This window comes from Colwellia sp. BRX10-4, assembly GCF_014077465.1.
Classification (GTDB): domain Bacteria; phylum Pseudomonadota; class Gammaproteobacteria; order Enterobacterales; family Alteromonadaceae; genus Colwellia_A.
The window spans coordinates 48,531-61,588 of record NZ_JACGVZ010000005.1; the positions used below are offsets into that span (position 1 = coordinate 48,531).

The 13,058-nt window shown below is 39.0% G+C and carries 12 protein-coding genes; 7 read left to right on the plus strand and 5 right to left on the minus strand.

The window, feature by feature from the left end:
* Nucleotides 1-135 precede the first annotated feature (135 nt).
* The 3 genes from H4J67_RS06265 to H4J67_RS06275 all read left to right on the plus strand — a co-directional run bounded on the left by H4J67_RS06265 (nt 136) and on the right by H4J67_RS06275 (nt 1,220).
* Nucleotides 136-450 (plus strand): TraR/DksA C4-type zinc finger protein, encoded by a 315-nt coding sequence (locus tag H4J67_RS06265; protein WP_182175141.1) that lies wholly within the window; start codon nt 136-138, stop codon nt 448-450.
* Nucleotides 451-528: 78 nt separating this feature from the next.
* The gene (locus H4J67_RS06270) at nt 529-711 is read left to right on the plus strand and encodes a YdcH family protein (protein ID WP_182175138.1); all 183 of its coding nucleotides are present in this window, start codon (nt 529-531) and stop codon (nt 709-711) included.
* A 209-nt stretch (nt 712-920) separates the two neighbouring features.
* Nucleotides 921-1,220, plus strand: coding sequence for a hypothetical protein (locus H4J67_RS06275; RefSeq protein ID WP_070375435.1), 300 nt, complete (start codon nt 921-923; stop codon nt 1,218-1,220).
* Nucleotides 1,221-1,364: 144 nt separating this feature from the next.
* Here H4J67_RS06275 and H4J67_RS06280 read toward each other — a convergent pair whose 3' ends face one another.
* Nucleotides 1,365-2,069, minus strand: a complete 705-nt coding sequence (locus H4J67_RS06280) for an exonuclease domain-containing protein (RefSeq protein ID WP_182175135.1) — start codon at nt 2,067-2,069, stop codon at nt 1,365-1,367.
* 8 nt (nt 2,070-2,077) lie between these two features.
* Entirely contained in the window at nt 2,078-3,955 is a 1,878-nt protein-coding gene (locus H4J67_RS06285; RefSeq protein WP_182175132.1) for a putative nucleotidyltransferase substrate binding domain-containing protein, read from the minus strand.
* A gap of 314 nt (nt 3,956-4,269) precedes the next feature.
* Here H4J67_RS06285 and H4J67_RS06290 point away from each other — a divergent pair, with 314 nt between their 5' ends.
* The 4 genes from H4J67_RS06290 to H4J67_RS06305 all read left to right on the plus strand — a co-directional run bounded on the left by H4J67_RS06290 (nt 4,270) and on the right by H4J67_RS06305 (nt 7,823).
* Nucleotides 4,270-4,521: a DUF4212 domain-containing protein gene (locus H4J67_RS06290; RefSeq protein WP_070375432.1), complete on the plus strand. Its 252-nt coding sequence runs from the start codon at nt 4,270-4,272 to the stop codon at nt 4,519-4,521.
* Nucleotides 4,521-6,260, plus strand: coding sequence for a sodium:solute symporter family protein (locus H4J67_RS06295; protein WP_182175130.1), 1,740 nt, complete (start codon nt 4,521-4,523; stop codon nt 6,258-6,260). Before H4J67_RS06290 ends, H4J67_RS06295 begins: the two co-directional genes overlap by 1 nt.
* A 299-nt stretch (nt 6,261-6,559) precedes the next feature.
* Nucleotides 6,560-7,000: a hypothetical protein gene (locus H4J67_RS06300; RefSeq protein WP_182175127.1), complete on the plus strand. Its 441-nt coding sequence runs from the start codon at nt 6,560-6,562 to the stop codon at nt 6,998-7,000.
* A gap of 400 nt (nt 7,001-7,400) precedes the next feature.
* Entirely contained in the window at nt 7,401-7,823 is a 423-nt protein-coding gene (locus tag H4J67_RS06305) for a VOC family protein (RefSeq protein ID WP_182175124.1), read from the plus strand.
* A 93-nt stretch (nt 7,824-7,916) separates the two neighbouring features.
* On the opposite strand, the gene H4J67_RS06310 is transcribed toward H4J67_RS06305, so the two are convergent.
* The 3 genes from H4J67_RS06310 to H4J67_RS06320 are packed head-to-tail and all read right to left on the minus strand — an operon-like array spanning nt 7,917 to nt 12,879.
* Entirely contained in the window at nt 7,917-11,024 is a 3,108-nt protein-coding gene (locus H4J67_RS06310; protein ID WP_259368506.1) for an efflux RND transporter permease subunit, read from the minus strand.
* Between the two features lie 6 nt (nt 11,025-11,030).
* On the minus strand, nt 11,031-12,128 hold the full coding sequence (locus tag H4J67_RS06315) for an efflux RND transporter periplasmic adaptor subunit (RefSeq protein WP_182175121.1): 1,098 nt from the start codon (nt 12,126-12,128) through the stop codon (nt 11,031-11,033).
* 28 nt (nt 12,129-12,156) lie between these two features.
* Nucleotides 12,157-12,879: a TetR/AcrR family transcriptional regulator gene (locus H4J67_RS06320; RefSeq protein ID WP_182175118.1), complete on the minus strand. Its 723-nt coding sequence runs from the start codon at nt 12,877-12,879 to the stop codon at nt 12,157-12,159.
* Between the last annotated feature and the right edge of the window lie 179 nt (nt 12,880-13,058).

Genomic DNA, 13,058 nt, shown 5'->3' on the forward strand with positions numbered 1-13,058 from the left:
TTTTTTATTGGCATTACATTATATTTATCAGCCCTAATTTGCCAATTATTCGCCTGCACTTGCGCTAAATCAAAACAATTAGCCAACGTTGTCATAAAATAAAGTCATCGCCGTTATCGTTCAAAGGAAAATGACATGACTCATCAAGAAATATTAACCTCGCTAACAGAGAAAAAAACTCAGCTAGAACATCGCATAAGTGCTATTGAAGCTGATTTACACCAAGGTCGCTCACAGGACTTTGCCGAACAAGCGACCGAAACCGAGAATGATGAAGTGCTAGATGAAATTCATCACCAAGCAAAAGCTGAACTAAAGCATATTACTGCCGCATTAAATCGTCTAGAAAATAAAAAATATGGCGTTTGTGCAAGCTGTGACACCCTAATAAACATCGAAAGATTACACGCTTTACCTTACACAACAACTTGTATTAATTGCGCAACATAAGGGATAAAAAATAATAATAGAAAACATGATTTACACCACAAGTTTCCAGAATTTGCTGATGAAATACGCAGCCTAAAAATGAATGATGCTCATTTTGCTCGCTTATTCAAAAAATATCACGAGCTCGATCAAGAAGTACATCATATTGAACAGGGGGCAGAAAATACTTCTGATGAATATCTCGATCAAAAAAAAAAGCAGCGTTTACATTTAAAAGATGAATTATTTACCATCATCAAAAAAGCGAAATTAACCAACTAAAATTTTATCATCAAGTAAGAGCATGAAACTAAGGTTAGCTGTAGGTTCAAGGCAAGATAATAATGTTAACACTACTGCAATCGTTTAATTACTAACGAATAACACTAGACAAATTTTCAAATCTATTTATTGTAGAAGGGGCCGTAGGTATTTTAATTAATCATGATAAATACAAATAGGCTCTTAATAACAATAAAATAGGTGGTTACATGGCTAGACTAAAACAAGCAAAAGTAGCATTACAAGAAGCATACGATACCTTTAATCAAGCCGTTGAAAAACCACTCCCCGCATTAGCACTATCAAATACCGACTCTATTCAGAACTTACTTAACATCGTTATTCGCAGAGAATCACTTTCTGTCGCCAAAAAATGTAGCTTCCCTAACAAGCTCTCTGCTGATTTAAGAAAAAAATTAGCGGATGTCTTATTACTTATTGATAAAGTAGATATTGAAATCATAAAAGCCAATGCTAAGTCTACATCAACTTCAGTTGATAAAGCCTAAACGGTCACCATAAACTATTTCAAATAAAAGCTACAGTAAGTTATCAGGGGTGTTTTTTCAAAGATAATAGTCAACTTGAAAATATCACCGTTACCTTTAACAGATTTACTTGCCGTTAATTTTTATGGGTTCATTGGGCCGAAATTACAATAATAAATCGTGCAATTTAAGTGAGTTGTTATCAGACATTTCACTCATTTGTACCATTAACAGTTCTGCCGTAGCTATAGCGTCATTTAAAGCGTTATGGGCAAAATGATTTGGTAAACCATGATCGTGGCGCAAAGTTGACAATCTTAATTCCGAGGGGTCGTAAGCGACATCCTTTTTATCAAGTTGACGCTTCGCTATCATGAGGGTGTCTATCATCGGAAAGGGTGGTACTACGCCATAAAGTGCCAAACAAGCTTGTTGCAAAAATTGTCTTTCAATGCGAGCAAAATGTACCAACATTACTTTTCCAGCCAAAGCTTTGAGTAAGGCTTCAACCACCTCTTTTAATGGCGCGCCTTGTTCTTTTTGTTGATCGGTTATTTGATGAATAATAACGTTATCTGCGCAAAGGTCATCCTTCGTTTTAATGATTTGATGATAGCTATCTTTTAACGATATTTGCTGCTGTTTTACGCCAATAAAGCCAACACTCAGTAACTTATCGTTAAGGGCATGAAGGCCAGTGGTTTCAAAATCAACAGACAAAATTTCAATATCATTTAATGGTGTATCAGGTGCAGGAAAACGAACAGCAAGAAAGTCTTTTAAGGCCCCTTCTGGCGCTCGCGCCCAAGCACGTTTTCGTTGAGTTTCATAACCGAGTAACCAATAAAACAAAGGGTGATTGCTGAGCATATTTAACCTTAGTACGTTGACTGTCTGCTGTCTTGTAATGCTTTGATGACTTTAAAAGCATCCTTTAAATGTTCACGTTCGAGCTTAGATAATTTTTTTGGTGACAAATAATTATTTGGCTCTTTACCTGCTTGTAGTAAATTGGCTTGGTGCTCTAAACGCAAGATACCTAAAAATTCATAAGCATCAATTAAATTAGCCGCCGACTCTTTAGAGATAGAAGGGCTTCCGGCTACTTTTCTAAGCCGCTCTATAGTGTTCACTGATGCGATCCCTTCGGCTAACGCATAAATTCTTGCCAGATCAACAATCGGCGCTATACCATTGTGCTTAATATCTAGACTCGATTTATGCTCACCATCAGAAATTAACACAAAATCCCGAAAAAACCCCAGTGGTGGCCTCAGCATAAAAGCATTTCTAGACAGGTGTGCGAGAAATAAACTATTACCTTTGGTTTTTGCCAGCAGCTTGCTACGTACTTCGTTAAGTAAAGAATCGTCGCCATGTACTGTAGCAAAATCAAAGAAGACACTACCATTAAGTAACGCCTGTGGGCTTGGCGTATTCACCCATTGCTCAAAATATTGATGCCACATTTTTTGTGGTTGTCGCCATTTAGGGTTTGAAGCCATAATATCGCCAGGACACAGAATAAAACCGCAGGCAGCAAGACCATCACACACAAACGAGGCAAGGTTTTCAAACCAAGCTTCATGCTCAGGTTGTAGCTGATCAGAAATAATTAAAGCATTGTCTTGGTCAGAATGAGCAAGCTGCTCTTGCCTTGCTTGAGAACCACAAGCTACCCATGCATAAGGAACTGGCGCTTTACCATTAATCTTTTCTGACATTTCAATAATTCGAATCGTAAATGCCATCGTTATCGCGCTAATACTTTTACCGATATGATCAGCGCTGGTGCCAAGTTTAGCCATACGAATTTGTAATTTTGGTAATAATTTACTGATACGGATCAAATCGTTAATGGTTGCCGCTTTACGAATGATACTGGTGATATTGACGGCGTTATGGCCTTCATTATTCATTAAGTCAGTGATAGTTACCATCGCCACTAGTTCGCCATACTCTCCAGAATCACTAAAGCCAGTAATAGGAAGGTGGTGAATACGCTTGCTAATCATTAACATAAGCGCATCATAAGCGCTACTTTGCTCGGGTAACGTTGCCATATCTGTGGTCATAATCTCGCTAACTGGCTGGGTAAAACTTAACCCTTCAGCGACACAACGTCGACAAATATCTTTATCAGTTACTATACCAACAGGTGCACTGACACCACTTTTTTTATCATCGATGACGACTAAGCAAGAAATATCTTTTTCAGTCATTTTTAGCGCCGCTTCTTGTATGCTTTGATGACTGTTAATGGTTAATACCGGTTGGTGATAAAATTGACTAATCGGGTTATTAATCAGTGAAGAATTAATAATTGCGTCTTCATTAACCTTACTCATTTTTCCTTTTAAACGTTCTGCAGCAGTTTGCATAAAAAAAGCGTCTATTTGTGGGTAGTCTGCAACTAAAGACAGCAGAGTTTGATAATCAAGACTGTACAGTAAAGTGTCTTCTTCAGTATTTACCTCCACTTCATTGCGTTGTGCGGGTCGACAAAAGACACTGCAAATTTCACCTTCGGTATATTTTCCCACTAACTGACCATTATGGTCGGTATAAACCAAAGCACCTTTGCGTAAGATGTAAAGACGCGCCTCTTCGATACCATTAGGTGGTAACGGTTGCTTGGCCCTTACATAGCAAATATTTATTTCTTTAACTAACTGTAACATCACCGATTCGGGTATGGTGTCGAATGGTGGAATCACTTGAAGGAAAGCACTAATCTCGGCGAGTTCATGATCCATATTCTTTCAGCCTTTAACAAAACATACTTAGTAGATAGCTATTTTTAGTGTATTTAGCCCACTTACGTCAACCCTAAAGTATAAAATCTAGACTAAAGTGTAATACCTCAATTCGAAAAACCTTGTTAGTGTCAATAATAGTTAAATTTCACTATGAATTTTGATTTTGGTTTTATCGCGATCCGAATTAATAGTAAACGTAACTACTGCCTTAATTGGTAAAACAGGTGATAAATCAAGCGTAAAAAAATAATAAACGCTTCACATAATAACTGGGCTAAAACCCAGATAAGTTAAGTTGCTAGGAGAGGATAATGGAAGAGAAACAGACATATTGGTCAGAAAATCTGCGCCTAATATTTATAAGTCTTGTTATCTGGTTCGTCGTTTCATTTGGGTTCGGTTTGCTATTAGTAGAACCTTTAAATGAAATACGTATCGGTGGCTACAAACTAGGTTTCTGGTTTGCACAGCAAGGTTCAATTTACACTTTTGTCGGTTTAGTTTTTTGGTACACCAAAAAAATGAACGATCTTGATAAAAAATATAACGTCGAGGAATCATAATGGATGAGTTAAAACTCTATACATACATTGCTGTGTTCGGTTCTTTCGCCGTTTACTTTGGTATTGCTTGGTGGGCTCGTGCCGGTTCAACTAGTGACTTTTACGTTGCTGGTGGTGGTGTTACCCCACTACAAAATGGTATGGCAATTGGTGCCGATTGGATGAGTGCCGCGTCATTTATTTCAATGGCAGGGATGATTTCTTTCCTTGGCTATGGTGGCTCAGTTTTCTTAATGGGTTGGACTGGTGGTTATGTACTACTGGCCATGCTACTTGCTCCTTACTTACGTAAGCACGGCAAGTTCACTGTACCTGAATTCATTTTTGACCGTTATTACTCAAAAACAGCACGTGTCGTTGCCGTTGTTTGTTTAATCATCGCGTCATTAACTTACATCATTGGTCAAATGAAAGGTGTGGGTGTTGCTTTCTCTCGCTTCCTAGAAGTTGATTACGATTTAGGTCTTTACATCGGTATGTTCGTTGTTTGGGTTTATGCCGTATTGGGTGGTATGAAAGGTATTACTTACACGCAAATTGCTCAGTACATAGTATTGATTTTTGCTTATACTATTCCTGCTGTCTTTATTTCACTACAATTAACGGGTAACCCTATTCCACAGTTAGGCTTAGGCTCAACGTTGGCTGACGGTAGTGGTGTTTATTTACTTGATAAATTAGACTTAGTTGTTACTGAATTAGGCTTTAAAGAGTACACCACTGACAACATGGGCGGCTCAGTAAATATGTTCGCATATACGCTATCTCTAATGATAGGTACTGCCGGTTTACCTCACGTTATTATGCGCTTCTTTACCGTACCTTCAGTTAAAGCAGCACGTCAATCTGCAGGTTACGCATTAGTCTTTATCGCCTTGTTATACACAGTTGCTCCGGCAGTTGGCGCAATGGCCCGTTTGAACCTAATGAACACTATTGAACCCGTAGCTGGTCAGAACCTTGAGTATGCTGAACGTCCACAATGGTTTAAAGATTGGGAAAAAACAGGTCTTTTACAATACGAAGACAAGAATGGCGATGGTAAAATACAATACACTGCTGATAAAGCGACGAATGAAATGGTTAAAGTTGACCGTGACATTATGGTACTTGCTAACCCAGCAATCGCAAACTTACCAAACTGGGTGATTGCTTTAGTTGCCGCCGGTGGTTTAGCGGCTGCGTTGTCTACTGCCGCTGGTCTGTTATTAGCGATATCCTCCTCTATCTCCCACGATTTATTGAAAGGTATTTTAACACCTGACATGTCAGAGAAAGATGAGTTACTCGCAGGTCGAATTGTGATGACAATATCAGTGATGGTTGCTGGTTGGCTTGGTTTAAATCCGCCTGGCTTTGCCGCAGGAACGGTGGCGCTAGCCTTTGGTTTGGCCGCATCATCAATATTCCCTGCACTAATGATGGGTATATTTGCTAAGAAGATGAGTGGTCCAGCAGCAGTTTGGGGCATGTGTTCGGGTATCGGTGTAACTATGTTATACGTGTTCCAACACAAAGGCTTTATGTTTATCCCAGGCACTTCTTTCCTAGGTGATATGGGTCCTAACTGGTTCTTTGGTATTTCTCCTAATGCCTTTGGTGCAGTTGGCGCTGCTGTTAACTTTGCAGTTGCTTTCGCTGTATTAAGAGTAACAGGTCCAGCACCCGCTCATATCCAACAAATGGTTGAAAACTTCCGTACGCCGCACGGTGGTGTTACAGCAGCACATGATCACTAATTAGTCTTACGACAATTTTTTGATTAATAATACTAAAGCCCTATTTAACTTGTATAAATAGGGCTTTATATTTACTTATTACGATATGATGAGTAAATTCTTCTGCTTAAGCAGACATAATATTTAACACCGAACGGGCTAAATGGCCATTATGATTAAAACTAAACTGACTCAGTGGGCTGCAGAACTAAAACCTAACGAGCTAAGTCGGCGTCATCCTAAATTCATTTCAAGATATCAAGTTAAACAACTGAAATAAATTCAGCATGACGAAGTAACATATACTCATAGGAAGCTTTATGAACAAACACACTAAAACAGCTATTATCGTTGCCCCTATCCTGACCATTTTAGGCTTTGCCTTAGCTGATTTATGGGAAGAGAATAGTGCGAGTCAAGCACGCGCTTTTGAATTAGTTCCCTTTGGACATTGTGACGTTAGTCAGCAAAAATGTATTTTAAAATCAGGAGAATTTGAAGTTAATGTTATGGATGATAAAGGTATAACGACCGTAAATTCTACTTTCCCTATCGACACTGCGACTTTATTTCTCGTCGATAAAGAAAACCAAGCAACGTCCTTTCGACTCGGCATGAAAGACTCGCCTTATTACTGGAAGCGTGAAACACCACTTGGTCGTTTGATTGCAGATAAAGGCCAAAGCTACAAATTACGTTTAATCCTTGAAATTAAGGGCGGTAAATATTTTTCTGAGTTTTATACGCAAACACTTAACTAATACCACCGATAACCCCACAAGTGGCAGGTCGTTGATTTATCGTTGTCATGGTAGTTATGACAACGATTCATTGATAATAACAACCACTGATAACATGACTAACACCAAGCCAACTCATTATCTGAACATTCATTCGCCACGACATCTTATTACGTCCCCAAATTAATCACGCCACCCCACGACTATAGGACGATTATTTTTTGATAAAAAGGTAACCTCGATACTTTTACACCTCAGCACTTAGCAAGGTTGTCTATGATTAAATTCACTTCTTCAGTGTTCACCCTGTCCATTAGGACTTAATTGACATAATATAATTTTAAGCTTATTAGAAATAACCTTTTACTTCAGCTTGAGCTGAGTTTCATCGTTTCTTCACTGTTAGTAAACAAGGATACCTATGCTGCACATTGAACACTTAAATTTAGTCGTTAACGACATTCCACAAACACTGACATTTTACCAAGCAGCCTTTCCTCATTGGAAAATAAGAGCTGAGGGCATTTCACAATGGTCTGGTGTAGACCGCAATTGGGTGCACTTTGGTGACGACTATCAATATCTTACTTTCAACGATAACGGTATTGAAGAAAATCGAGATTTATTGGGGCATCAAGTAGGATTAGCGCATTTTGCTTTTGTGACTGATAATTTAACAGCAATAAAAAATAGACTAGTAAAGGCGGGCTTTGACGTGCATAAAGAAGGCGTTGAGCATCCACACCGAGCTAATTTATATTTTCTTGACCCCAATGGCTTTGAAGTAGAGTTTGTCCAGTACTTTAGTGATATTCCTCAACAACGAAACAGTGGCGACGAGTGATCCACTTTAAAGTATTAACTGCGTTTGTTGCCTAAAAAAAGGGCGTTACTTGATAAAGTAACGCCCTTTCTTACCTAGCAACACTCCCCCTGACTAAACTTCGCTTTTAGCGATAGCCATCTCGGGTCTATTTTCGACTGAAGCTTGTCGACGCTCGGCAAATAACAAATAGAAACTAGGTAAAACAAACAGCGTGAATAGTGTGCCAATAAACATACCCGCCACTAAAATAATACCTATACTGTTTCGCGCTTCTGCTCCAGCTCCCGTCACCAATACTAAAGGAAAATGTCCTAAAATAGTTGCCGCGGTCGTCATTAATATCGGTCGCAAACGTGTCGTTGCTGCCTCTGTAACCGCCGCTAATTTATCGGCGCCAGCTATTTGAGCATGATTCGCAAATTCGACAATGAGAATACCATTTTTAGCGATTAAACCAATTAAGGTGATCAAACCAATTTGTGAATAAATATTAATGGTGGTTAACTCAATGTAAGGTAAAAGTAATGCTCCTGACAACGCTAAGGGTACACAACCTAAAAGCACCACAAGCGGGTCTCTAAAGCTGTTAAATTGTACCGCTAAAACTAAAAACACAATCAATAATGAAACACCTAATACCATCACTAGGGTACTGCCTTCTTTGCGAAGCTGACGTGATTCTCCGGCATAGTCAATACTGTAACCTGTAGGTAGCATATTTCTCGCCGCTTTTTCTAGTGTTGATAGCGCTTGTTCTTTATTAACGCCTGGCGCAACGCCACCATAAACTTTAAATGAAGCCTGCTGAGCAAAAGTTGATAATTCACGCGGTACGGTTTTCCATGTTAAATCAGCAACAGCCGAAACGGGGATTAATTCTCCCGAAGGTATCTTAATATTTAACGCTAAGATCTCTTCAGTTTTACCCCGAATATTATTATCAACCATTGGAATAACACGATATGCCTTACCGTTAGCATCGAAACGGTTAACGAAGTTACTCGACAATAGAATGCCCATTTGTTGACTAATATCAGCAACATTAAGCCCCAAATCAGCAATTTTTTCGCGATCTAGTTGTAACTCAACTTGGGGTAAATCTATTTTTAAATCACTGTCTGCAAAAAGAAAATCACCGCTGGCAAATGCTGCTCCCACCAATTGATCAGCATAGTTTTTCATTTCAGCATAGGATGCCGAAGATTTAACTACCATTTCAATTTCAAATTGCCCTGCGGTTGGCAATGAACCGGGTAATATAGGTAACATATTCAAACCGGGTATTTGCGCCAATTTGCCATACATTTCTGGAATAAGTTCTTGTGTAGAGTAATTACGATCGTCAGCACCAACCAACTCTAAGCCGCCAAAGCCACCAGAAGTGAAGAGTAATTGCCAAACTTTCAAACCACCTTCAATCTCTTGTAAGGTCTCCACCACAGGTCCCATTTGAGCAACGTTGTACGCTAATGAAGAGTCAGGTGGTGACATAACGACAAACATCACACTCGCTTGATCTTCAACAGGCGCTAGCTCTTTCTTTGATTGCAAATAAAAAGGCACTGAAAGCAAAGAAACCACAGCCGCAATTAAAAAAACCTGCCCTTGCCACTTAAAAATACGTTGCAGTAATTTACCATAAGCCTGTTGAATATTATCAAAGAGTTTATTCACTTTTCGTGTTAACCACCCCTCTTCACCCCCTTTAGGCAAGATATGTGCGCTCATCACCGATGATAAAGTAATCGCGACAATCCCTGAAATAATGACCGCAATAGCCAAGGTAAAAGCAAATTCTTTAAATAAAACCCCGGTTAACCCTGATAAAAATCCAATAGGAGCATAGACCGCAGCTAACGTTAAGGTCATCGAAATAATGGGAACAAGTAGTTGACGTGAACTTTCTAAAGCAGCGTCAAATTTTGAATAACCTTTGCGCATTAAACGGGCAACGTTTTCCACCACCACAATCGCATCATCAACCACCAAACCTACCGATAATACAATCGCTAACACGGTTAATAAGTTAAGCGAAAAACCCATAAATGACATCGCTGCTACCGCGCCAAGTATAGATATAGGAATAGTAATAAGTGGCACCATCGCACTTCTAAATGACCCCATTAATAAAACAACGACCAAGCCGACTAAAATAACAGTTTCCATTAAAGTAATAAAAATTTCACTTAACGCATCACGCATATAAAGTGTACCGTCGAAGGCAAAATCTATCGACATACCTAAAGGTAATGTTTTATTTAATTCGGCAATTTTACTATAAAGACTATCGCCAATATCAATTTCATTAGCGCCAGGTAAGGGCCAAATTGAGATATAAACCGTGTCACTATCATTTAGCCTTGCCGTAACGCTGGCATCTTCTGCCGCTATTTCAACACGAGCAATATCAATTAAATGAATGGTAGCACCGTCGATATTTGCCACCACTAATTGCTCAAACTCAGTCACTGACGTTAATTGACTGTTAGCGACAATATCAATGCGCTGTCGGCTATTTTCAGCATAACCCATAGTTGCAATACTGTTATTGGTTGCTAGTGCTTGGTAAACCTCTGTCGAACTTAAGTTAAACACTGCAAGCGCTTCGGTATTCAACCAGATGCGCATTGCTGGCGTTCTTGCCCCTTCAATACCAACACGTTGTACGCCTTCTATGGCGTTTAAAACCGGATTAACTTGTCGGGTTAAGTAATCAGTGACTTTTGATAAGTCATTACCATTAGCATTAACATTCAGATAGAAGACAGCAAAAGGACGATCTGCACGACTCACTGAGACTATGGGGTCTTGCGCCCCTGTGGGTAATTCATAGCGAATTTGGCTTAAACGTGCAGTTAACTCCGCTAATGCTAAGGTACTATTTTCATTTAAGTTGAGCCACGCGGTAACTTTACTGCTACCTGAAGTCGTTTTAGACTCAACATACTCAACACCGGGCACCGTTGCGGCAGCTCGTTCTATCGGTTCAGTAACAAAACCTTGCACCACTTCAGCTGAAGCGCCAATGTAATAGGTATCAATAACTAACGACGCACTCTCTATCTTTGGAAACTGCAAGACAGCTATCTTACTGATTGACCAAAGTCCCGCTAAACAAATAATAATAGACAAAACTAACGCGACAACAGGACGGCGAACAAAAATATCCATTACCGATACTTTACTGTGTGAAATTGGATTTGAAGTTTTTTTCATCATAACTCGCTATTTCTTATCAGCAGTACTCGCTGACAAAGGCTCAGCGAGATAAACTTTCATTTGTGGGAACAATTTAAATGCACCTTTTGTAGCAATTAATTGCCCTTCATTGAGGCCTGACAACACCATTACCCGGTCATCATTGCGATCGCCCAAAATCACTTTAACTTTTTTAGCCCGATAAGCACCTTCACCCTCAGCTTCAAGTATAAAAACATAACTTCCTAGTGGATCTCGTGTTATGGCGATATCAGGTACTGATATTAGCGAAGCCTTGGCGGCAATGGGTGAATAAACACTGACTAAGGTATTAGGCTTCAATGCTAATAATGAAGACTTTATTTGTGCGCGATACTTCAAGCTACGTGAAGTCCGTTTTAATTGTGGGTCAATGGCAATGATCATCGCTTGATATGACTTAAGCTGATTCATCGGTTGAACGTTAACAACCGATCCCACCTCGAGCTCTTGATAAACTTGTGGTAAGTAAAAATCAATCCAGGTAAATTCGTTAATACCAATCAAGGTCAATACTTGACTGTTTTTATCTAAATATTGCCCAATTTCAAGATTATGAATGGCCACTTTTGCATCAAAAGGCGCAGTCAGTTTTTTCTTGGTGATCATCGTTTCTAATAACGCTACATCAGACTTAGCCAATGCAACTTCAGCTTCAGCTTGATCAACAAGTTCGGCACTAATTTCATTGTTTTTCTTTAAGACAAGATAGCGACTATAGGTCTTTTTCGCTAAGGTAAGCTGTGCTTGATCGGCAATTAACTTCGAGTCTTCATCTCGATGGTCAATTTCAATAAGTACCTGATCTTTTTTCACCAGACGTCCTGACTGTGCATTTAACAGGGTGATTTGCCCAGCGAATTCATTATTTAATGATAATGATTTAAAGGCTTGTACTTCACCACTGACTTTAAGCATCTCTTGATAATCGACACGAACCGCTTCAGTCGCATTAACCGTTGCTGAAGGCTCAGGCATATTGACTCCCTGCGATGCTTCGGCTTGTAATGATGACTTATAAAAATACAAGCTACTGACCACTGCAACTAAAATTAGAATAATTAGAATCCATTGACGGATTTTCATAGTATTTCCTTTATTATTTCTCATGTTGTTATCTAAGCTCTGACGTCGTTAGCTGTATAGCTATTTTTTCAATATCGTCTTTACTGACTTTTTGTCGCCAATCAAAGGTGTTGATAAAGCGTTGTAAATTAAGAATGTGCACATTGTCTGTTGATAAAGAAGTGATACCCTCTTGAGCTTCACTATCTTGTTTACTGTTTCTATTGTGATGTAATCTTACCGTTTGAAAATAACCAACATTTAAAGACCATGCGCCAATACTTATCTGCTCCATGTCATTAACACTCGACTGTAGTTCATTAGTATCGACTGCCGTTTGCAACAATGCTTTAAATGAATCCTCGCAGACACGACTACAATTAATCATATAATCAAGCCAGCGTTGCGAGCATCGCTTTATAATAGAGCGGGTATTAACAATACTTTCTAGTTGATCATCAAAACTAAACATTTGTACTTTAGAGAAATCGAGTAAGCTTAAAGCAATAATTCGTTCTGGCGTAGTTAGTGGCAATGCAAGCACTTGACTTACAACCCGATATTTTTCTTGATACATTTTTGTTGCTAAGACAATCAGCAAGTCTTCTTTACATTGCACAAATTTATAGACCGATCCCATAGATAGGCCAGCAGACTTGGCGATTGATGACATTGAAAAATCTAATACGTTACTTTTTTCTATTGCGGTAACCGCGGCAAACAGAATTAACTTCTCTTGTTCTTCAAGGCTAAATTTTGGTGCTGGTGCCATAGAAATCTCTTTAACTTATTCGTTCGAATGATATTCGAACGCGATTGTATAGTAATGTTATTGAAATGCAATGTTCTGAAGTTAATGGCTTAAAAAACTTCGCTTAATTACCCACCAAGTTTTGTATAAATTAGCTTAAAGGCTTGGTATTGTAGAAGTATAAAAATAAAAATTGAGAT

Coding starts and splice junctions, on each gene's coding strand:
- H4J67_RS06275 (WP_070375435.1), top strand. CDS start 921: ATGGCTAGACTAAAACAAGCAAAAGTAGCATTACAAGAAGCATACGAT.
- H4J67_RS06270 (WP_182175138.1), top strand. CDS start 529: ATGAATGATGCTCATTTTGCTCGCTTATTCAAAAAATATCACGAGCTC.
- H4J67_RS06300 (WP_182175127.1), top strand. CDS start 6,560: ATGAACAAACACACTAAAACAGCTATTATCGTTGCCCCTATCCTGACC.
- H4J67_RS06295 (WP_182175130.1), top strand. CDS start 4,521: ATGGATGAGTTAAAACTCTATACATACATTGCTGTGTTCGGTTCTTTC.
- H4J67_RS06290 (WP_070375432.1), top strand. CDS start 4,270: ATGGAAGAGAAACAGACATATTGGTCAGAAAATCTGCGCCTAATATTT.
- H4J67_RS06305 (WP_182175124.1), top strand. CDS start 7,401: ATGCTGCACATTGAACACTTAAATTTAGTCGTTAACGACATTCCACAA.
- H4J67_RS06310 (WP_259368506.1), bottom strand. CDS start 11,024: ATGATGAAAAAAACTTCAAATCCAATTTCACACAGTAAAGTATCGGTA.
- H4J67_RS06265 (WP_182175141.1), top strand. CDS start 136: ATGACTCATCAAGAAATATTAACCTCGCTAACAGAGAAAAAAACTCAG.
- H4J67_RS06320 (WP_182175118.1), bottom strand. CDS start 12,879: ATGGCACCAGCACCAAAATTTAGCCTTGAAGAACAAGAGAAGTTAATT.
- H4J67_RS06280 (WP_182175135.1), bottom strand. CDS start 2,069: ATGCTCAGCAATCACCCTTTGTTTTATTGGTTACTCGGTTATGAAACT.
- H4J67_RS06315 (WP_182175121.1), bottom strand. CDS start 12,128: ATGAAAATCCGTCAATGGATTCTAATTATTCTAATTTTAGTTGCAGTG.
- H4J67_RS06285 (WP_182175132.1), bottom strand. CDS start 3,955: ATGGATCATGAACTCGCCGAGATTAGTGCTTTCCTTCAAGTGATTCCA.